At 62.7% G+C, this 19,387-nt stretch carries 22 protein-coding genes; 13 read left to right on the top strand and 9 right to left on the bottom strand.

All coding sequences use genetic code 11. The annotated features are described in order from the left end of the window. Window positions 1-85: 85 nt before the first annotated feature. Entirely contained in the window at window positions 86-1,774 is a 1,689-nt protein-coding gene (locus G522_RS0112680) for a serine hydrolase (protein WP_084633152.1), read from the bottom strand. 518 nt (window positions 1,775-2,292) lie between these two features. On the opposite strand from G522_RS0112680, the gene clpS reads away from it, so the two are divergent. Both clpS and clpA read left to right on the top strand, forming a co-directional pair. Next, a complete protein-coding gene (gene clpS, locus G522_RS0112675) occupies window positions 2,293-2,661 on the top strand; it encodes an ATP-dependent Clp protease adapter ClpS (protein WP_026791367.1) in 369 nt (122 codons plus the stop codon). 9 nt (window positions 2,662-2,670) lie between these two features. Beyond that, window positions 2,671-5,076, top strand: a complete 2,406-nt coding sequence (gene clpA / locus G522_RS26645) for an ATP-dependent Clp protease ATP-binding subunit ClpA (RefSeq protein WP_036839059.1) — start codon at window positions 2,671-2,673, stop codon at window positions 5,074-5,076. A 58-nt stretch (window positions 5,077-5,134) separates the two neighbouring features. Here the strand turns inward: clpA and G522_RS0112665 are convergent, their stop codons facing one another. After that, window positions 5,135-5,881, bottom strand: a complete 747-nt coding sequence (locus tag G522_RS0112665) for an alpha/beta fold hydrolase (protein ID WP_026791366.1) — start codon at window positions 5,879-5,881, stop codon at window positions 5,135-5,137. A gap of 130 nt (window positions 5,882-6,011) precedes the next feature. Here G522_RS0112665 and G522_RS0112660 point away from each other — a divergent pair, with 130 nt between their 5' ends. The 5 genes from G522_RS0112660 to G522_RS0112640 all read left to right on the top strand — a co-directional run bounded on the left by G522_RS0112660 (window position 6,012) and on the right by G522_RS0112640 (window position 10,403). Then, a complete protein-coding gene (locus G522_RS0112660) occupies window positions 6,012-6,257 on the top strand; it encodes a zinc-finger domain-containing protein (protein ID WP_026791365.1) in 246 nt (81 codons plus the stop codon). 20 nt (window positions 6,258-6,277) lie between these two features. Beyond that, window positions 6,278-7,477 carry an FAD-dependent monooxygenase gene (locus G522_RS0112655; protein WP_026791364.1) on the top strand — a complete coding sequence of 400 codons (1,200 nt, stop codon included), beginning with the start codon at window positions 6,278-6,280 and terminating at the stop codon, window positions 7,475-7,477. A gap of 21 nt (window positions 7,478-7,498) precedes the next feature. Continuing rightward, on the top strand, window positions 7,499-8,695 hold the full coding sequence (locus G522_RS26640; RefSeq protein ID WP_051228578.1) for an MFS transporter: 1,197 nt from the start codon (window positions 7,499-7,501) through the stop codon (window positions 8,693-8,695). Window positions 8,696-8,803: 108 nt separating this feature from the next. Then, window positions 8,804-8,971, top strand: coding sequence for a 50S ribosomal protein L33 (gene rpmG / locus G522_RS0112645; protein ID WP_026782960.1), 168 nt, complete (start codon window positions 8,804-8,806; stop codon window positions 8,969-8,971). A gap of 187 nt (window positions 8,972-9,158) precedes the next feature. After that, a complete protein-coding gene (locus G522_RS0112640) occupies window positions 9,159-10,403 on the top strand; it encodes a TCR/Tet family MFS transporter (protein WP_026791363.1) in 1,245 nt (414 codons plus the stop codon). A gap of 4 nt (window positions 10,404-10,407) precedes the next feature. Here G522_RS0112640 and G522_RS26635 read toward each other — a convergent pair whose 3' ends face one another. Beyond that, window positions 10,408-11,421, bottom strand: coding sequence for a cell envelope integrity EipB family protein (locus tag G522_RS26635; protein WP_084633151.1), 1,014 nt, complete (start codon window positions 11,419-11,421; stop codon window positions 10,408-10,410). Between the two features lie 184 nt (window positions 11,422-11,605). On the opposite strand from G522_RS26635, the gene G522_RS0112630 reads away from it, so the two are divergent. Continuing rightward, window positions 11,606-12,070: a RidA family protein gene (locus G522_RS0112630; RefSeq protein ID WP_026791362.1), complete on the top strand. Its 465-nt coding sequence runs from the start codon at window positions 11,606-11,608 to the stop codon at window positions 12,068-12,070. A 5-nt stretch (window positions 12,071-12,075) separates the two neighbouring features. Next, window positions 12,076-12,831 carry a glycerophosphodiester phosphodiesterase family protein gene (locus G522_RS0112625; protein WP_026791361.1) on the top strand — a complete coding sequence of 252 codons (756 nt, stop codon included), beginning with the start codon at window positions 12,076-12,078 and terminating at the stop codon, window positions 12,829-12,831. Window positions 12,832-12,890: 59 nt separating this feature from the next. Here G522_RS0112625 and G522_RS0112620 read toward each other — a convergent pair whose 3' ends face one another. Then, window positions 12,891-13,781 carry an SDR family oxidoreductase gene (locus G522_RS0112620; RefSeq protein ID WP_026791360.1) on the bottom strand — a complete coding sequence of 297 codons (891 nt, stop codon included), beginning with the start codon at window positions 13,779-13,781 and terminating at the stop codon, window positions 12,891-12,893. Between the two features lie 153 nt (window positions 13,782-13,934). Here G522_RS0112620 and G522_RS0112615 point away from each other — a divergent pair, with 153 nt between their 5' ends. After that, window positions 13,935-14,318 carry a winged helix-turn-helix transcriptional regulator gene (locus G522_RS0112615; protein ID WP_084633157.1) on the top strand — a complete coding sequence of 128 codons (384 nt, stop codon included), beginning with the start codon at window positions 13,935-13,937 and terminating at the stop codon, window positions 14,316-14,318. Window positions 14,319-14,327: 9 nt separating this feature from the next. On the opposite strand, the gene G522_RS0112610 is transcribed toward G522_RS0112615, so the two are convergent. Next, window positions 14,328-14,753 (bottom strand): HIT family protein, encoded by a 426-nt coding sequence (locus G522_RS0112610; protein ID WP_026791358.1) that lies wholly within the window; start codon window positions 14,751-14,753, stop codon window positions 14,328-14,330. A 56-nt stretch (window positions 14,754-14,809) separates the two neighbouring features. Then, window positions 14,810-16,024, bottom strand: a complete 1,215-nt coding sequence (locus tag G522_RS0112605) for a GNAT family N-acetyltransferase (protein WP_026791357.1) — start codon at window positions 16,022-16,024, stop codon at window positions 14,810-14,812. A gap of 207 nt (window positions 16,025-16,231) precedes the next feature. Between G522_RS0112605 and G522_RS29580 the strand changes: the two genes are divergently transcribed. After that, entirely contained in the window at window positions 16,232-16,546 is a 315-nt protein-coding gene (locus G522_RS29580; RefSeq protein WP_084633150.1) for a PilZ domain-containing protein, read from the top strand. 51 nt (window positions 16,547-16,597) lie between these two features. Here the strand turns inward: G522_RS29580 and G522_RS26630 are convergent, their stop codons facing one another. Next, on the bottom strand, window positions 16,598-17,101 hold the full coding sequence (locus tag G522_RS26630) for a DUF6803 family protein (protein WP_036839054.1): 504 nt from the start codon (window positions 17,099-17,101) through the stop codon (window positions 16,598-16,600). Window positions 17,102-17,357: 256 nt separating this feature from the next. Here G522_RS26630 and G522_RS0112590 point away from each other — a divergent pair, with 256 nt between their 5' ends. Further along, complete coding sequence (locus G522_RS0112590; RefSeq protein WP_026791356.1) at window positions 17,358-17,600, top strand: hypothetical protein; 243 nt, start codon at window positions 17,358-17,360, stop codon at window positions 17,598-17,600. A 74-nt stretch (window positions 17,601-17,674) separates the two neighbouring features. On the opposite strand, the gene hisI is transcribed toward G522_RS0112590, so the two are convergent. Beyond that, the gene (hisI, locus tag G522_RS0112585) at window positions 17,675-18,148 is read right to left on the bottom strand and encodes a phosphoribosyl-AMP cyclohydrolase (protein ID WP_026791355.1); all 474 of its coding nucleotides are present in this window, start codon (window positions 18,146-18,148) and stop codon (window positions 17,675-17,677) included. Window positions 18,149-18,154: 6 nt separating this feature from the next. Further along, on the bottom strand, window positions 18,155-18,769 hold the full coding sequence (gene folE, locus G522_RS26625; RefSeq protein ID WP_036839053.1) for a GTP cyclohydrolase I FolE: 615 nt from the start codon (window positions 18,767-18,769) through the stop codon (window positions 18,155-18,157). A gap of 172 nt (window positions 18,770-18,941) precedes the next feature. Here folE and G522_RS0112575 point away from each other — a divergent pair, with 172 nt between their 5' ends. Then, a complete protein-coding gene (locus tag G522_RS0112575) occupies window positions 18,942-19,382 on the top strand; it encodes an iron-sulfur cluster assembly scaffold protein (protein WP_026791354.1) in 441 nt (146 codons plus the stop codon). Window positions 19,383-19,387: the final 5 nt, after the last annotated feature.

Genomic DNA, 19,387 nt, shown 5'->3' with positions numbered 1-19,387 from the left:
ACTAACTAAGCGGACCGCGCCGGACGAAAGGCGGAGACTTGCCTTAAGGATGGGGCGCGGGGTGCTCCAACCGCCGGAGGGGCGGTCAGAGCCTGATTGTGAAACAGGCGAAGTCGTTTTTCTTCAGGGCCGCGCAGGCCCGATTTGCGGCTTTCTCATTCTCGAAGCCACCAAAACGCGCCCGCACCACGCCTTTGCCTGCCGTTTCAGCCAGGGGGCTGGCAGAGGCAAGCTGCGGTGCGGCCGATTTCGCCTTGTCGAGCAGATCCATGGCGGCGGCCTTCGAACCGACAGCGCCGATCTGGATATACCAGCCGCTTTGGCGCGCGGCGGCCGGAGCCGTCGTCTCGCGCGGTGTCGGAGCGGCATCGGTCATAACGTTGGTGGGAGCGGCGGAGGCCACTTCGACGTCTTTGGCGGCTGCGCGGCGCGAATGGCCATTGGCACGGGCGACAAGGTCGGCCATCGGATCGGCCTGGGGCGCCGGACCGATGTCAGCGAAGGCTTCCGCGGCCGAGGAGGGCAGGTGCGCGTTGGCAAGGCTGGCCGGCAGTGTGGCCGTCGCGAGGCTGAGCGGCTCGGGAGAGGGGGCTGCAGTGTGGCTGACGACAGGGGCGGGAGCTTCGGCGACGTCTTCTTCCTGTTCAGCGGACGGAGCCGCCGGCGGCAGGGGCGAGGCTGGAGCGACCGAGGCGGTGATCAGGGCCGGATCGGGATCGTCGTTGTTGGCGTCGGCCATCATCGGGCGCGGCACCGGCGCCGGATGGGGCGGCAGCGTCGACGCGGCGACGAGGCGGGCCGGCTCATCTGGCACGGCCGATCTGACGGCGGCCACCTTCGGAGCGTTCATGGCGTCTGCCACAAGCTGATCGTCATAGCCGCGGGCGCGCGATGCCTTGGGCAGGTAGGTATTGATCAGCTGAACCATGTGGGCGTCGCGTTGGGCGGCTGTCTTCCCCCCCATGACGACGGCGACGATCTTGCGGCCGTCGCGTTTCACGGAGGTGACGAGATTGAAGCCGGAGGCGTTCACATATCCGGTCTTGATGCCGTCGACGCCGTTGACGCGACCGAGCAGGTTGTTGTGATTGCCAATGGTCCGCCCACGGAAGTTATAGGAGCGGATCGAGAACATCGGATAATACTGCGGAAAGCGGACCTGCAGCGCCACACCGAGCTTCATCATGTCGCGCGCCGACGTGAACTGACCGGGGTCGGGCAGGCCATTGGCGTTGCGGAAGCGTGTGTTGGTCATGCCGATGGCGCGCGCGGTGCGCGTCATGCGATCGGCGAAGGCCGGCACCGAGCCGGCGACGTTCTCGGCGATGACCGCGGCGGCATCATTTGCCGACCGGGTGATCAGGCCCTTGATGGCATCCTCGACGGAAATCGTCTCGCCGGCGCGCAGACCCAGCTTGGTCGGCGACTGGCGCTGGGCGAGCGCGGAGACGCGCAACGGCGTCGATAGCTTGAAGCGTCCCCTCTCTAGCTCTTCGAACATGACGTAGAGCGTCATCATCTTGGTGAGCGAGGCTGGGTAGCGGTGGGTATCGGGGGCCACCTCGTACAGGACCTTGCCTGTCGCGGTATCGACCACGATAGCCGAGTATTTCGAAGGGACGACTTGGCTTGGGAATTCCTTGGCCGCGATGGCGGCTGTGGATACGCCCGCCGCGATGACGGCGACAGCGGCCGGAACCGCCACTCGGTGCAGGACCTTGGATACTAGATTACGCAAACTCGACAATGGACCGCCCTCACAACGCCAACTCATGGCTTCCTCCGGGCTGTTCGCCGGATTCAAAGCCAAAATGACCTGTTCTCCATCCCCTGCGCCCAACGGGCAACGCTCGCAAAATTAGCGGCAACGCGGTTACAGAAGCGTAAAGTTTGAATCGAGTTTTCTGGATTTGCACCGTCCCGAAATAGGACTCCGCATTTTTCGGAGGTTCATCGGGAATTGTCGCGGGTCATGCGAAAAGCTGGGGGCTGCCAGCAATTCATCATATTGCATCGCGTCTTGACCTAAGCGAAACTGCTTACCAGATACGGAGAGACAGGCGATCGTCTTCTCACAAGTGCGTGGAGTGTCGGCCTGGACTCCAGATTGGAATTGCGCCCCCGTTGTCCCTGATTCAATATGTCCCTACGACCCGCAAGATCGGGGCAAGCAATCGGAGGAAAAAGGTGGTTGAGGCGGTTCAGGCTGGCGTGACGGAAATGGCACCCGTGGATCTCGACTGCGGTGTGCCGGATTGCCGTTTCGTGGTCAGCCAATGGGCCGACCTTAAGATGGAAGAGAAGACGCGCCGTTCGACCCTATCGGCCGACGACGAAGAAGACGGGGGAAGTGGGAACGGGTCGGACTCGGGAACCGGGGTAGCCTCCAAGGTCCTGACTAAGACCAAACGACCGAGCATGTATCGCGTTCTGATTCTGAATGACGATTACACGCCAATGGAATTCGTGGTGCACATCCTGGAGCGTTTCTTCAACAAGGGGCGTGAAGAGGCAACTCAGATCATGTTGCACGTCCACCATCATGGGGTGGGGGAGTGCGGTGTCTATACCTACGAAGTCGCCGAAACCAAGGTGACGCAGGTGATGGACTTCGCGCGTCGCCATCAGCATCCGCTTCAGTGCGTCATGGAAAAAAAGTGAGGGTCCATCGTGCCATCCTTCTCGCGCAGTCTCGAAAAAGCCCTTCATCAGGCCCTCGCTTTCGCCAATGAACGCCGCCAGGAATATGCGACGCTTGAGCATCTCCTGCTGTCTTTGGTGGAAGATCCCGACGCGGCCGCCGTCATGCGGGCCTGCTCCGTCGATCTTGATGTGCTGAAGCGCAACCTCGTTGAATATATCGACACCGAACTCGATAACCTCGTCACCGAGCTTGGCGAGGAAGCCAAGCCGACAGCCGGCTTCCAGCGGGTCATCCAGCGGGCGGTGATTCATGTCCAGTCGTCCGGGCGGGATGAAGTGACCGGTGCCAACGTGCTGGTGGCCATCTTTGCCGAGCGCGAAAGCCACGCCGCCTATTTCCTGCAAGAACAGGACATGACGCGCTACGACGCGGTCAACTATATCAGCCACGGCATCGCCAAGCGGGCCGGTATGAGCGAAAGCCGGGCGACACGCGGCGTCGACGAAGAATCGCCATCCCCGGAGACGCCGCCGAGCGGCGGGCCGACGGCCGAGAAGAAGAAAGCGGACGCGCTCGATGCCTATTGCGTCAACCTCAACGAGAAGGCGCTGAAGGGCAAGATCGATCCGCTGATCGGTCGGGCCGACGAAATCGCCCGCACCATTCAGGTGCTGTGCCGTCGCTCGAAAAACAATCCGCTCTATGTGGGCGATCCAGGCGTCGGCAAAACGGCGATTGCCGAGGGCCTTGCTCGCCGCATCGTCGACGGCGACGTGCCGGGCGTCTTGAAGGATGCCACCATCTTTGCGCTCGACATGGGCGCACTCTTGGCCGGTACCCGCTATCGCGGCGACTTCGAGGAACGTCTGAAGCAGGTGGTCAAGGAGATCGAGAATTATCCTGGCGCCATCATGTTCATCGATGAGATCCATACGGTGATCGGTGCCGGCGCCACCTCCGGCGGCGCGATGGATGCCTCGAACCTCTTGAAGCCGGCGCTGTCCAGCGGCAGCGTCCGTTGCATCGGCTCGACCACTTATAAGGAATACCGCCAGTTCTTCGAGAAGGACCGGGCACTGGTCCGCCGCTTCCAGAAGATCGACGTCAACGAGCCGACCGTCACCGACGCCATCGAAATCCTGAAGGGCCTCAAGCCCTATTTCGAGGAGTTCCACAAGGTCCGCTATACCCAGGACGCCATCAAGTCGGCCGTCGAGCTCAGCGCCCGTTACATCAACGATCGCAAGCTGCCGGACAAGGCGATCGACGTCATCGACGAGACGGGCGCCAGCCAGATGTTGTTGCCCGAGGGCAAGCGCAAGAAGGTGATTGGCGTCAAGGAGATCGAGGCGACCATCGCAACGATGGCCCGCATCCCGCCGAAGTCGGTGTCCAAGGACGACGCCGAGGTGCTGGAACGCCTTGAGACCAACCTCAAGCGCGTGGTCTATGGCCAGGACAAGGCAATTGCCGCGCTCTCCTCGGCGATCAAGCTGGCGCGTGCCGGCCTCAGAGAACCGGAAAAGCCGATCGGCAACTACCTGTTCTCCGGCCCGACCGGCGTCGGCAAGACCGAAGTCGCCCGTCAGCTCGCTTCGATCCTCGGCGTGCCGATCCTGCGCTTCGACATGTCGGAGTATATGGAGCGGCACACCGTCAGCCGGTTGATCGGCGCGCCTCCGGGCTATGTCGGCTTCGACCAGGGCGGTCTTCTGACCGATGGCGTCGATCAGCATCCGCACTGCGTGCTGCTGCTCGACGAGATCGAGAAGGCGCATCAGGATCTGTTCAACATCCTGTTGCAGGTGATGGACCACGGCAAGCTGACCGACCACAACGGCAAGCAGGTCGATTTCCGCAACGTCATTCTGATCATGACGACCAATGCCGGTGCCGCCGACATGTCGCGTGAGCCGATCGGCTTCAATCGCAGCCGGCGCGAGGGCGACGATACCGAGGCGATCAACCGCATGTTCACGCCGGAGTTCCGCAACCGCCTGGACGCCGTCATTCCGTTCGGTGCGCTGCCGCCGGAAGTGGTGCGTTCGGTGGTGCAGAAGTTTGTCATGCAGCTCGAAGCGCAGCTTGCCGACCGCAACGTCACCTTCGAACTGGACGACGCGGCGATCGAATGGCTGGCCACCAAGGGCTATGACGAGCACATGGGCGCCCGTCCGCTCGGCCGGGTCATCCAGGAGCACATCAAGCGTCCGCTCGCCGACGCGGTGCTGTTCGGCGTGCTGAAGAAGGGTGGCACCGTCAAGGTGTCGGTCGAAACCAACGAAGCCGGCGAAGTCGGCCTGAAGCTCGATTGCCTGCCCGACCCGGCGCTGAAGCGCAAGGTGGAAGAAGTCGACGCCAAGGTCGCCGATGCACCAGTGCCGCCGAAGCCGCGCAAGCGCAGCCCCAAGCAGAGCGCCAAGGCGGTGTGACGGCGGGCGTTCATTGAGACAGTGAGAGCGGCGCGATCGCAATGGTCGCGCCGCTTTTTTATTGGCTGAAGAAGGTCGCGGCACCTTCCTTGAACATCTGATCACCAGTGGCGTGCATGTGATCCCGGTTTGGGATGTCCAGCACCTCGGCTTTGGGGATCATCGCAGCAAGTTCGGCCGCCGAGCCGGCAACAACGTCTCTGCTGCCCACCGCCACCAGTGTCGGGACAGCGATGCGAGCGGTCTCTGTTGGATCGACCGGACGGCCGTAACCGCGAATGCAGGCCGCGAGCGCTTGCCGGTCGGATCGGGTCTTGTCGGCGAACAGTCGATAGCTCCGGCCGACCGGGTCGCCGACATTATCGAGGGACGGAGCGAGGAGGGCGGCAGCGATAGGCTCGCGGTCAAGACCGGTCTTTGCCATGGTGCCGCCGATGCCACCGAGCACGAGTCTTTCCAGACGATGGGAATGGCGGGTGGCGAAGTCGAGAAGAATGCGGGCCCCCATCGAATAGCCGATCGCCCGGACACTCGGGAATCCGAGGTGATCGATTAACGCCTCGACATCGCCAGCCATCTTCTCAAGACGATAGTCCTCGGGGTCGTGGAGCTTGACCGAGCCGCCGTGCCCGCGGTTGTCGAGAGCGATCGTCCGATAGCCGCAGCGCACCAGCCAGTCGATCCAGCCGGTATCCAGCCAGTTGACGCGGGCACTCGAGGCAAAGCCATGGACGAGGATTACCGGCTGGCCGCTGCCTTCATCGATATAGGCAAAGTCGCCCTCGGCTGTCGAAAAGCTCGGCATATGGCCTCCTCCGTTGCGCCGTTGGCGCCGTCCTGCAATGTCCCGCCGCTTTTGCCGCAAAGGGACTGTTCTTGCTGTCATCTTGCCGGTATGCTTCGTGAAGTCACGGATTTCAACAAGGGTATCGTGCATGGCCGACGCTATCGTTCCTCACTTCGCCAACGACGCCGGGGTAACGACCATCCGGATTGGCGCGAAGGAATTCATGTGCATCGGCGCAAAGCCGCCCTTCGACCATCCGCACATCTTCCTAGAAATGGGGGATGACGCTGAGGTCGTCTGTTCCTATTGCTCGACCGTCTATCGCTACGATCCGACGCTGAAAGCGACCGAATCGGAACCCAAGGACGCCGCGTGGCAGCCCAAAGCGGCCTGACCCACGCTAAGGATGGAGCTATGCCGGATCATTTACCGGTGGTGGTGATCGGGGCCGGAATTGCTGGCCTCACGTTATCCTTATGCCTGGCGCGGGCCGGCGTGCGGGTTACGGTTATCGACAAGGCGCCAGAGCTGAGAGAGGTCGGTGCCGGCCTGCAGCTGTCGCCTAACGCGTCGTCGATCCTCTTTCATCTCGGGCTAGGCTCGGCGCTTGATGCCACGGGTGTGCGGCCGGAAGCGGTCACCATTCGCGACGGGGTGAGCGGCCGCCTCGTCCTGCGCATGCCGCTTGGCGAGGCGATGGTCGAGCGCTATGGCGCGCCCTATATCGTCATCCACCGTGCCGATCTCCAGGGAACGTTGCTCGCTGCAGTCGAGCAGGAGCCGCGCGTCACTCTGCATCTCGGCGTCCAAATCACGGCAATCAGTGAGGACACCACAGGCGTGGTGGTCGAAGGCCTGGAGGCTGACGAAGCCGTTCGCTTTTCCGGCAGCGTGCTGGTTGGCGCCGATGGTGTCCGCTCCATGGTGCGGGAACAGGTGATCGGCGGCGGTCCGGCGACCTACACCGGTCGCACGGCCTGGCGCGCTACCTTCGAGGCCGAGGGGTTCGTTGCGCAGTCCTTCCGCCACAACGAAACCGGCCTGTGGCTCGGCCGGCATGCCCATCTCGTCCACTATGCCATCGATGCCGGCCGGGAAATCAACCTGGTCGCCGCCATTGACGACGCCTGGAACGAGGACGGCTGGGATGTGCCGGGCGACGTAGCGCAGATCCGGGCGGCGTTCGAAGCCTGGCCGGAGTCGGTGCGGAAGCTGATCGCCATGCCGGACAGTTGGCGGAAATGGGCGCTCTGCGAAGCGCCGCGCGACACGCCATGGACGAAGGGGCGGACCGTGCTGATCGGCGACGCCGTGCATGGCATGCCGCCCTTTGTTGCGCAGGGCGCGGCGATGGCGATCGAGGATGCACGCGTGCTGTCCAGCGTGCTGGCGGCCGGTCTTGGCGATGACATCGAGGAGAGGCTCGGCCGTTTCGCCGAGGGACGCAAGGCGCGCACCGACAAGGTCGCCGCCGCCGCGCGGCGTAACGGGTTCATCTACCACCTCGGCGGAGCGCCTGCCAAAGCGCGCAATCTCGGCATGCGTCTTCTCGGCGCGGAGCGGCTGGCCTACAACATGGATTGGATTTACGGCTGGCGTCCGGTAGAAGGCTAATCCCTTTCACGGATTTCCTCCATGACGTCACCCGCTCCCGACCGTTTCGACCGGCGCCGCCTTGCCGGGCTTGCCGCCGCGATCGGCTCGATTTCGGCTGTGGGAATGTCGTTGTCGCTCGGCATGCCTCTTTTGGCCGTCATCCTTGAGCAGCGCGGTCATTCGAGTTCGGTTATCGGTCTGGTGACGGCGGCGGCGGGTGTCGCGGCGCTCTTCAGCACACCCTTCGTGCCGATGCTGACCCGCCGGTTCGGCGCCGCCTGGGTGCTGCTGGTTGCGGTGACGCTCGGCACCGTCATCTTCCCGCTGTTCTATTTCTTTGATTCGATCATCGTCTGGTTCGTGCTGCGCTTTGTCTTCTCGCTCTGTCTCAACACGGCCTTCATTGTCTCGGAATTCTGGATCAACGCACTGGCGCCAGCGGCGAAACGCGGCTTCGTCATGGGTGTCTACGCCACCATCCTGTCTATCGGTTTTGCCGTTGGACCGGCGATTCTAAGCCTGATCGGTTCAGAGGGTTGGCTGCCGTTTGCCGTCGGCACGGGATTGATGGCCATCTCGATCCTGCCGATCATCGCCGGCTTCCGCGCCGACCCGCCGACGCACGAAGGCAAGGGCGGCAATTTCCTGCACTTTCTCACTGTGGTGCCACTCGCCACCTTCGCCGCCTTCACGGTGGGAGCGGTCGAATCGTCGGTGATGAGCTTCTCACCGGTCTATGGTCTTCGCCTGGGGTATAGCGAGCAGATCGCGGCGCTCCTAGTCATGGCGGTTGCCGTCGGCAATATCGTGGCGCAGTTGCCGCTTGGCATGCTGTCTGACCGGATGGACCGACGGCGCCTTCTGCTTTGCATCGCTCTGGGCGGCGTCGCATCGGCCTTGCTGGTTGCAGCGGTGTCGTCGGAGGCGTTCTGGCTGATGCTGACGATCGGCCTGTGGGGTGGGGTGGTGGCCGGCCTCTACGCGGTGGGATTGACCCATCTCGGAGCGCGCCTTTCCGGCAATGATCTCGCCTCGGCCAACGCTGCTTTCATTTTCATGTACTCGGTTGGCATGCTGGTGGGGCCGGCGGCGACTGGTGCAGGCATGGATGCGCTGGGGCCGCAGGGCTTGGTCGTCGTGACCGTATTGATCCTCGCCAGCTATGCTTTTTTTGCCGCCTATCGCATCCGCCGAGTGACCGAGCCAAATGCGGACGAGCCATCAAGCTCGTCTTGACTTTCGGGCGCTTTCGACTAGGGTGCCCGCCGAACGAACGACGCTTCCCGCGTGGGGCGTCCAGCCGCTTTGGCTGTCACCGTCAACAAGCACAAGGAATCGGATGCCATGGCCAAGGCAACGACCATCAAGATCCGGCTCGTCTCGACCGCCGACACCGGGTACTTCTACGTCACCAAGAAGAACTCTCGCACGATGACCGAGAAGATGACCAAGACCAAGTATGATCCGGTCGCTCGCAAGCACGTCGAGTTCAAGGAATCCAAGATCAAGTGATCCGGTCTCGGCCGGATGTGCCTGAAGGCGCCCGGCCTGGACGAGACTCCACGCAAGAGGCACCCGTTTGGGTGCCTTTTTGTTTTTTGGCTTCATGGGACGGAGTCGCCGGGCGCTATGTCGCTGCGGACAGGTTTTGACCCCGGGCAAACTACAGTCCGTGGTTCAATGCTGAAGGATGTCTCCAATGGTTGCTGAAAACCTTGCCGTCTCTGTCACGGCCGTCGAGGCGCGTCGGGCCACCGCTTTCGCACTGGTCGCCGTGTTCCTCGACGTGGTCGGCTTCGGCTTGATCATTCCGGTTCTGCCGCGCCTCATTGAGGAGGTGGGGCACACGGGGCTCGATGGCGCCGCTCGTATTGGCGGCTGGTTGTTCGCAGCCTTCAGCCTGGCGCAATTCGCCTTCGCTCCGCTGGCCGGCACGCTTTCGGACCGGTTCGGCCGGCGACCACTGCTGCTGCTGGCCATCGCGGGTCTCGTGGTGGACTATATCGTTCAAGCGCTGGCCCCCACCGTTCTGTGGCTGTTTGTCGGTCGACTGATCGCCGGTGTTTGCGGCTCGTCCTATGTCATCGCCAACGCTTGCCTCGCCGACGTCAGTTCGCTGGAGAATCGGGCGCGTTCCTTTGGTCGAATGACGGCCGCGTTCGGTCTCGGCTTCGTGCTGGGGCCGGCGATTGGCGGTCTGTTGGGAGAGTTCGGCACGCGCGTTCCTTTCTGGAGCGCGGCAATACTGGCCGGCGTCAATTTCCTGTTCGGCCTGTTTGCCTTGCCAGAGACACTTGCGCGCGCGAATCGTCGTGCCTTCCGCTGGCGTGAGGCCAACCCGCTCGGTGTTCTCGCCGTGTTCGGTCGCTATGGCGGCGTGCTGCCCTACGCCATGGTGCTGACGGTGTTCTTCCTCGGCACCTCGGTCTATCCGTCGATCTGGGCGTTCTGGGGGATGGCCAAATACGGCTGGCCCAGCACGACCGTTGGGCTGACACTCGCCGCATCCGGCCTCACGGTGGCGCTTCTGCGGGGATTCGGTACCGGGCCGGCGGTGGCTCGCTGGGGCGAGCGGCGGATGGCGGTGGTCGGCCTTGCCGGCGCGGCAATGACCTGCATTGGCTTTGCTCTTTCGCCGACCACGGCGGTTGTCGTGGCGATGCTTGTCGTCAACGCGGTAGAGGGCTTCGCGCACCCCATGCTGTCGGCGTTGATGTCGAAGGCGGTGCCGGAAGATACGCAAGGGGCACTCCAGGGCGGTATATCCGCTCTGATGAATCTTGCCATGCTCGCCGGCGCGATTTTCTATACCCAGGCCTTCGGTTATTTCCTGTCGGAGGCTGCGCCGATGCGCAGCCCCGATGTGTCGTTTTTCATTGCCGCCGCTTTGATGCTCTCGGCTCTCAGCTTGTTTGTTTGGCAGGCCAAACGAACCGAGGGGTAGAGCGTCAGTTGCTGGGCTTCTGTTCCGGTTCGGCTGGGGCGGCGGGGAGCTTGTCGTTTGCCGGTGGAGTATCGGTCGCAGCCGGCGCATTTTGAGGCGCTGGCACATCGCTCTTGGGCGGCGCAACCTCGGCAGCCGGCTTGCTATCCTTGGGGGGCGTTACGGCCGGCGGCGTCGCGGCGGGAGACTCGGTGGCGGATATCGACGGGGTGGCACAGGCGGTCTCCGGCAGCAGCTCGAGGTGGGCGATCTTGCCGTTGAGGATGAAATCGCCGTAGTCGAGACGCATCTTGGAGGAGATGCCGTTCTCCCACAGGTCGAAAGAGATCGAGTAGTCCGGCGGCTGGTCGTTGCCGGCGTCGGCGCCGAAATAGGAGACGGTGACAGGCCAGCGGCGCAGGTTTCCGATCGGCTTTTCGCTCTCGTCGGGTGGCGTGGTTCTGGCGGAGCCGATGACGGTCGAGGTGTGGAACACGTGCTGGCCGCCATCCGATCCGTCATAAATGTCGTCGGAAAAGACGGTGGTGCCTTTCTCGGCTTCCGCAATGGTCTTGATGAGCTGGGCGGTCGGGAACATCACCGGCTTGTCGATGGAAAACTCGGTGTTCTCCGTGAGCTTCAGCTTGACGTTGACCTTGTCGCCATCGCGGACGGCCGTCCCGTTGACGTCTTCGGTCTGTACCTCATTGACGAAGGTCTGGGACTGGAAGTTGTAGCTCCGGCTGTCGCCGCTCTCGAAATTCTTGTTTCTGAGATCGGTGACTGCCGAGTTGCCCTCGCCATCGCCGGTTTCCAGAACGAAGCGAAAATTGACGCTATAGCCCTCGCAGGCGTTGCCCGTGAATTCGTAGACCATGCGCCCTTTCATATTGACGCTGACGTCGCTCATCTGGGCGCTGTTTTCGAGGGTAAGATCATAGGCAATACGATGCGGCACCAAACCGCCGGCCAGTGTCGGCTCGATCAGCGCCGAAAAGGCGCAGGCGATCGTCGCCGATCGGAAAAGCAAATTCATCATGTGTTCCCCGGCGCATCTACAAAAATGGATTCGTTGAGTATGCGGATGAATGAAGGCAAGATAGCACGTATACTCACCCAAACATCAACCGATCGTATAGCGGTTTGAAGGGGGCCGAGAGGGGCGAGTTGCGCCCGTCGGCCTGATGGGGCATGACTCGGCCTTCTATTCCGGAGGCTTTCCCATGACCAGTTCCGTCGAATCGGCGCTCAAGCGCCTTGATCTGTCGTTGCCCGAAGCGATCGCGCCCGTTGCCAACTATGTGCCCTATGTCCGCACCGGCAGCCTGTTGTTCGTCTCGGGGCAGATTTCCAAGACAACGGCCGGCGCCGCGGTCACCGGCAAGCTCGGCGCCGATGTCGACGTGGCAGGCGGTCAGAAGGCGGCCGAGCTCTGCGCCCTCAATATTCTGGCGCAGGTGAAGGCCGCCGTCGGCGATCTCGATCGTATCGTTCGGGTCGTCCGCCTCAATGCCTTCGTCAATTCAGCGCCGGAATTCACCGATCAGCCGCAGGTCGTCAACGGAGCGTCAAATCTGTTCGCTAACGTCTTGGGCGACAAGGGCAAGCACAGCCGCACAGCCGTCGGTGTCGCTGCCCTGCCGCTCGGCGTCGCGGTGGAAATCGACGCCATCATCGAGGTGTCCTGAGGCAAATGACTGATTTTTCCTGGCTGACCGCCCGCCCCATCGCCCACCGCGGCTTGCATGACGCCAAGGCGGGGCGGATCGAGAATACGCTGTCGGCTTTCGACGCTGCCGCGCGAGCGGGGTTTCCGATGGAGATGGATGTCCACCTCTCCGCCGACGGCGTCGTCTATGTCTTCCATGACGATGTGCTCGATCGCTTGACCACCGGCAAGGGGCCGGTGGCCGGCCAGACGATGGCCGAGCTCAAGGCGATCCCCATGGTCGGCACCGAGGACCGCATCCCGACGCTCAGGGAGGTGCTCGACCTGGTCGGCGGACGGACCGGTCTGGTCATCGAGATCAAAAGCTATTTTACCGAACGTCAGCGCGACCTCGTCGAAGCGACGGCCCGTGAGCTTGCCACTTATGGCGGATCGGTGGTGGTAGAGTCCTTCGATCCGCGTCAGATTCAGGATCTCGCGGAAATCGCGCCTGAGTTACCACGCGGCATCGTTGCCGACGATGCGGCGAGCGCCGAAGACTATAATCACTACCGCGTCCTGGGGCGTGAGGAGCTCGCCACGCTCTCTCACCGCTCCTGGTCGCAGTTCCAGTTCGTCAGCTATTGGGTGAAGCTCCTCGGCAACGACGTCAGCCGACGGGTCCGCGACGAGTGGAATCTGCCGATAACCGCCTGGACGATCCGCAAGCCGGACCAGCGACAGGCGGCGAAGGATTTCGGCGCGCAACTGGTATTTGAGGGCTTCGATCCCAACGCCTGAGCCGGCCGGCGCTATGAACGAAAGAGAGTAGGGCGCCATGGTTGGCGCCCTTCCTGCTTTTAGGCCGTCAGGGCGGCCCGATTTGCCTCGAAGAAGGCGGCGAGCGAACGCGGCTTGCGTCCGGTCAGCTCTTCCACGGCGTCCGATGTTTTCGACAGCAGGCCGGCGCTGTTGGTCGCGTCCATCGACAGCATGAGCGTGATGACGAACTCGGGCACACCGGCTGCCTTGAGGTTGCTGGCCAGCACGTCGGGCGGCAGCGTCACGACGCTGATCGGCTTGCCGAGAAGCTTGGTGGCGAGACGGGCGACTTCCTCGGTCGAGAAGGTCTCCTCACTGGTAATGTCATAGATCGACTTGTCGTTGGTCCAAGGGCGAGTGAGTGCGGCCGCTGCGGCGCGAGCACAATCATCATGGGCGACGTAGGTTACCTTGGTGCCCGGCTTCTCCGATGTGTACCAGGTGCCCTGCTTCAATATGCCCGGCAGGCCCATGAAGAAGTTCTCCTGGTACCAATGGTTGCGCAGGATGCGGTAGGGCAGACCACTATCGAAAATGGCCGTTTCGGTGCCGGCGTGGTCGCCGGCGAAGAACAGGGGATGGTTGTCGCCGTGAGGGTTGGGCGCGGAGGTGTAGACGATGCCCTTGACGCCGGCGGACTTCGCGGCCTTCACGGCTGCCTGCTGGCCGGCAAGACGACTGCCGATGGCGTCGGTCGAGACGATGAGCAGACGATCGATGCCGGCGAAGGCGGAGGCCAATGTCTCTGGTTTGCCAAAGTCGACGGCCCGCACGGTGACGCCGCGCGCTGAGAGATCGGCGAGCTTGCTGGGATCGCGGGTGCCGGCGACGAGGTCGGTGGGGGCGATGCCGAACTCGTCGAGAAGAAGGTTGACCACGCTGCGGCCTAGCTTGCCGGTTGCTCCGGTCACCATCAATTTCTCGCTCATAGCCGCTCCTTGATCTAGTTAGGCAACATTGTCTCTTTTTGAGATCGCCCCTAAGATAGATGGGACAGTCTGGCGGGCAAGACGGCAGTTTGGCGTCAGTTAGTTACTTGGAGGGAACCGGTGTCGACGTTGATTTCTGGCGAGGTGGACGTGATGCTCGATGGTTTCGAGCGAGCCATCAAGACGGATCCGGATTTCGAGGCCTGTCCGGTTCGCGGCGTGCTCGATCGCATCGGCGACAAGTGGAGCACGTTGATGGTGCTGACGCTGGCGTTGCGTCCGCATCGCTTCGGCGAGCTGAAGCGCGCCATTCCAGACATTTCGCAGCGCATGCTGACGCAGACTCTGCGCGATTTGCAGCGCGATGGTTATGTGGCGCGCAAGGTGTTTCCGACCACACCGCCGGCCGTCGAATACAGCCTGACCGACCTTGGCCGGTCGCTGATGCTTCCGCTATCCGGATTGGTCGAGTGGGCGGTCAGGACGCGCGGTGCCATTGAGGCAGCGCGCGCGGCCTTCGATCGTGAAAACGTCTGACGTTGGTTCTTATGTGGCCAAGGCAGCCTTCAGCTTTTCAGCGTGAGCGGTAAGCAGCGCGCTGTCGGCCATCTTGCCGGTGTGTGGCCGGAGGGGCACGCCGAGATAGCGCGGCACGACATGGAAGTGCAGGTGGAACACGGTCTGGCCGGCCGTCGCTTCGTTATACTGCATGACGACGGCTCCATCGGCCTCGAAGGCGCTGACCGCCGCCTTGGCAACCTTTTGCGTGACCTTGATGACCTTGGCCAGCACGTCCGGATCGACGTCGAGAATGTTGCGGGCCGGTGTCTTCGGGAGAATCAACGTGTGTCCGTCCGACTGCGGCATGACGTCCATGAAGGCGAGGACATCACCGTCTTCATAGACCTTGTAGGCGGGGATATCGCCGCGCAGGATCTTGGCGAAGATGTTGTCGGCATCATAAGCGGTCATCAGACTCTCCCGGGATAAACTGTCGGCGCGCAAGTTGGTCCCTCGCGTCCCGTCGGTCAATCCTGTTCCTGAAGTGGTCCGCGACGGAAGGGGCCAAGGCTTTCGAGCTCGGTTTCGGCGTGAAGCACGGCGCGCCGCTCGCGGACAAGGAAATCGGCTATGGCACGCCGCAAGCTGGCGTCGGCGATATAATGGGCCGAACGGGTCGTCTCCGGCAGATAGCCTCGGGAGAGTTTGTGTTCGCCCTGGGCGCCAGCTTCGACCACGGCCAGGCGATGCTCGATCGCATAATCGATGGCCTGATGGTAGCAGACCTCGAAGTGCAGAAAGGGGTGATCCTCGATCGCCCCCCAATTGCGACCGTAGAGCCGGTCGGAGCCGATGAGATTGAGCGCGCCGGCAATGTAGCGGCCAGCCCGCCGCGCCATTACCAGCAGAATGCGATCGGCCATCTTCTCCGATAGCAGCGAGAAGAAGCGGCGGTTGAGGTAGGGCGTGCCCCACTTACGGCTGCCGGTGTCCATGTAGAAGGCGAAGAAGGCATCCCAGTGGGCTTCGGTGAGGTCGCGGCCGGTGACCCATTCGATGCTGATGCCGTCCTGCAAAGCTTCCCGTCGTTCGCGTTTCAGCGCCTTGCGCTTGCGCGAGGCGAGGCGGCCTAGGAAGTCGTCATAGCTTTCATAGCCATCGTTTCTGAACTGGAACTGCTGGTCGAGCCGTTCGAGCCACCCTTCGGCACTGAGGGCGGCGGCGCTTTCCTCGTTGGCGAAGGTCACATGTGCCGACGACAGCTCGTAACGGTCGGCGACCAATTTCAAGCCGCGGGCCAGCGCCTGACGTGTCGCATCGTCGGCGGCGAAAAGGCGCGGACCGCTGACGGGCGTGAATGGAACGGAGCACTGGAGCTTCGGATAATATTGGCCGCCGGCTCGCTCCCAGGCATCGGCCCAGCCGTGGTCGAACACGTATTCGCCGTAGGAATGACCCTTGAGATAGGCGGGCGCGGCGCCGATGAGGCGGCCAGCCTCGTCTTCCAGCAGCAAGTGGCTCGGCAGCCAGCCGGTTTCCGCCGTGGCGCATCCCGACTCCTCGCAAACAAGCAGGAAGTCATGGCTGACGAAAGGATTGTAGGGGGACGGCGTTTCATTCTCCGTCGGGCGAATGGCGCCGCGCGGCCCCACGTCCCAGCCGGGATTGGCGAGGCCATCCCAGTCGGCCTTGCCGACGGTGGCAAGCGTGTCGACGGTACGCAACGAGAGCGAATGGGGCATGAAGGGATGATATCGCGTCTTGATAAGGGTTTGTCCTAGGATAGACCCGGCGCGGCCCCAGACGCAAATCGTCGATTTTTCAACGGCCCACGATCAGGACATCGAAGGAGAAGAAACTAAGGATTAACGAGAAGGTCTCTATTTATAATTGTTGCCAATGACGGGTTTTCTGACGTGCATAAAAGCCAGAAGTTGTCAAAGCGTGAGATGGCGGAGCTGATTGCCCGTCTCAGGAATCCAAACGTAAGGGTCGGCGAGCAGCGAAGGGCTGACCGGCTGAACTGTCACTGGCCAGCTCTAGTGCATTCCGAACCCCGTGATATCGCCTGCGTTGTTGAGAACATCAGCCATAGCGGTTGCCGCGTTCGTACCGCTGGCATCTTGTTTATGCCGGGCGATCCGGTCATCGTTCGCATTCCATCTCAGAAAATGGTTCTGGACGGTGTGATTGCCTGGTCTCGGAATGAGGAAGCAGGCATCCAGTTCAGCTTCGGCGACGAAAGTCACAATCTGACCGTCTGATACGCCGGATCGGCGACGGGCATTGTCCGCCCGCCGCCGAAAGGTTGCTCGTCAGTGGACCATGCCGGGCATGGCTGCCATCGGGTCGGCGCCGGTCAGCAGCGTCGGGTCGAGCATGCCGAAAATCATCGCCACATGGGCGACGATCAGGAACAGCGCCACGAAGCTGGCGTGCAGGCCGAGTCGAGCCTCCGGGCTGCGATCCTTCCAGAGAAAACCAAGATCGATCAACGCGATGCCGCCGAGCGGTATGACGCCGGCGAGATAGAAGCCGACCGCGATCACGTCGGCCGGGCCGCGCCAGGCGCCGCCTGAGGTCAGCGGCACCACGGCCGTGAAGAACAGATAGAGGAAGACGCCGAGGAAGTAGATGCCGGCGATCGAGCCGGCAATCCGGCTCACTTGCCGAACGGCGCCATCGAGGCGGCGCGTATAGAGCAGATAAAGCTCGGCAATGGCGATGGTCTCGGCGAGGATGACCGGCACAGCCATGAACTTGATGAGGTTCCAGGGCTGGTTGGTGGCGAGAAGTTCCATGTAGTGGGTCATAGGCATAATCGTCTGTCTCCATGCCGGCAGGCGTGACGCTGTGGCCAGCAACTGCGGCAATTGGTCCGTAGGTGGGGATGTGGAGGGACGATCAGGCGCGCGGTGGAGGCGTGGGCGGCGCAGAGCTCATGGCGAGCAGACGCGGCGTTCCCTCGGGCATGGCGGCAGACGCCTCTGTCGCGAGGCGAGGGGAGGGGACTGCCAAACTAAACAGGCCGGCACATGCGGCGGGGCAGGTACAATCGGCGAGTGTGCCGTGGTTATGGCAGGCTTTGCCGGCGGCATCGTCGCAATGGGACGTGCTGTGGGCGATGAGCTGGACGGTTGTGTGGTCGACCGGCTGCGTCGTTTCGAGGAATACGACGGGCGCCTGTGTTGTCGCCTCGCTGCTACCGGACAGGCGCTTCATGCCATGCTCGTGCGCACTGGCCGCCGACACCAGGGTCAGCGTAAGCAGCGCGACAAGGAGGAGGAAGCGACGAATCACGACAACTGCATAACTTGATGACGACCGGGTAGACCTATCGGCGCTGATCAGTCAGCGTCAATGACGGGGAATTGCGGTGGATCGCCGGATCATCAATGCTTGTGGCCGTAGACTTCGGCGGGGTCGAAAAGACGGTCGCCGCCGACATGCTCAAGCTGGACGGCTCCCTTGGCCGCCTTCTGTCCAAGGGGAACACGCCGGTAGAAGCAGGAGATCTGTCCGGTGTGGCAGGTGGCGCCGGCGCCTTCCACGCGGACGCGCAGCACCAGCGCATCCTGGTCGCAGTCGGTCAAAAGCTCGACCACCTTCTGGACGTTGCCGGAGGTAGCGCCCTTGTGCCAGAGCTCGCCGCGCGATCGGCTCCAGTACCAGCCTTCGCCCGTTTCGATGGTGAGCGCCAGGCTTTCGGCATTCATATAGGCGACCATCAGAACCTGACCGTTGTCGGCATCGACAGTGACGCAGGCGATCGTACCGTCCGCTCCAAAGCGCGGGGTCAGCACATCGCCAGCCTCAAGCGCCGCCTTGTTGCCAGCGGGCGGGAACAGTTTCGTCTCGGATGTCATATCGGATCACTTGCCTTCGCCACGCACCATCATCATGAAGCGGGCCTGCTCGGTGGGGTCGGTCTTGAAGCAGCCGGTGAAGCGCGCGGTCACCGTCGATGCGCCCGGCTTCTGCACACCGCGCATCGCCATGCAGAGATGCTCGGCCTCGATCAGCACGGCGGCTCCGCGCGGCTTCAATACCTTTTCAATGGCGTTACTGACCTGGGCGGTCATCGTCTCCTGCGTCTGCAGGCGGCGGGCATACATCTCGACGATGCGGGCGAGCTTGGACAGGCCGACGACGCCCGTGGTCGGATAGTAGGCGATGTGCGCCTTGCCGATGAACGGCACCATGTGGTGCTCGCAATGGGAATAGAAGGGGATGTCACGAACGAGGATCAGCTCCTCATAGCCGGCCACCTCGGTGAAGATGCGGTCGAGCACCTCCTCATCGGTCTGGCTGTAGCCGGAAAACAGTTCGGCATAGGCTTTGACGACGCGCTTCGGTGTGTCGCGCAGCCCCTCGCGCTCCGGATCTTCGCCGGCATAGGCAATCAGCGTGCGGACGGCGGCCTCGGCTTCCTCGCGGCTGGGACGGCGGATCTTGCGGGCGCCGGCGGTGAAGATGGCATCGTCCATGCTTGGTCCTTCCTGGGGTCTCGCGCATACTGGCAGAGGCCACAACGTCCGGCGTGTCACCGCGCTTGGCGGGAAGGCCGTCTCAGGCCTATATACGCGCCATGTCCCGGAGTTCAAAGGTGGTTGGCGAGGAGCATGGTAATATGCTCTGCCATCTGCCGAAGGTGTCAGCATGCTCGACGACGTCTACAACGCCCACATCCTCGAACTGGCCGGCAATATCGCTCGCATCGGCCGCCTTGCCCAGCCGGATGCCACGGCGACGCGCCATTCGAAGCTGTGTGGCTCACGCATCACAGTCGATCTCCGGATGGAGGGTGATGTCGTTGCCGACTACGCTCATGAGGTCAAGGCGTGCGCGCTCGGTCAGGCGGCGGCGGCCGTGGTGGCAAAAAACGTGGTGGGCGCAACCGCGGCCGAACTCCGGCAGGCGCGCAACGATATGTTCGCCATGCTGAAGGAAGGCGCCTCGCCACCGACCGGCCGCTTTGCCGAACTCCGCTATCTAGAACCGGTGCGCGACTTCAAGGCGCGTCACACCTCGACGATGCTGGTGTTCGAGGCGGTTGTCGCCTGCCTCGATGACATCGCTGCGGCGCGCGCTGCCAGTTAGGATCG

Source organism: Pleomorphomonas oryzae DSM 16300 (assembly GCF_000422965.1).
GTDB classification, from domain to species: Bacteria; Pseudomonadota; Alphaproteobacteria; order Rhizobiales; family Pleomorphomonadaceae; genus Pleomorphomonas; species Pleomorphomonas oryzae.
The sequence above is the reverse complement of the archived record's forward strand: the minus strand, read 5'-3'. Positions and strand labels throughout refer to the sequence as shown.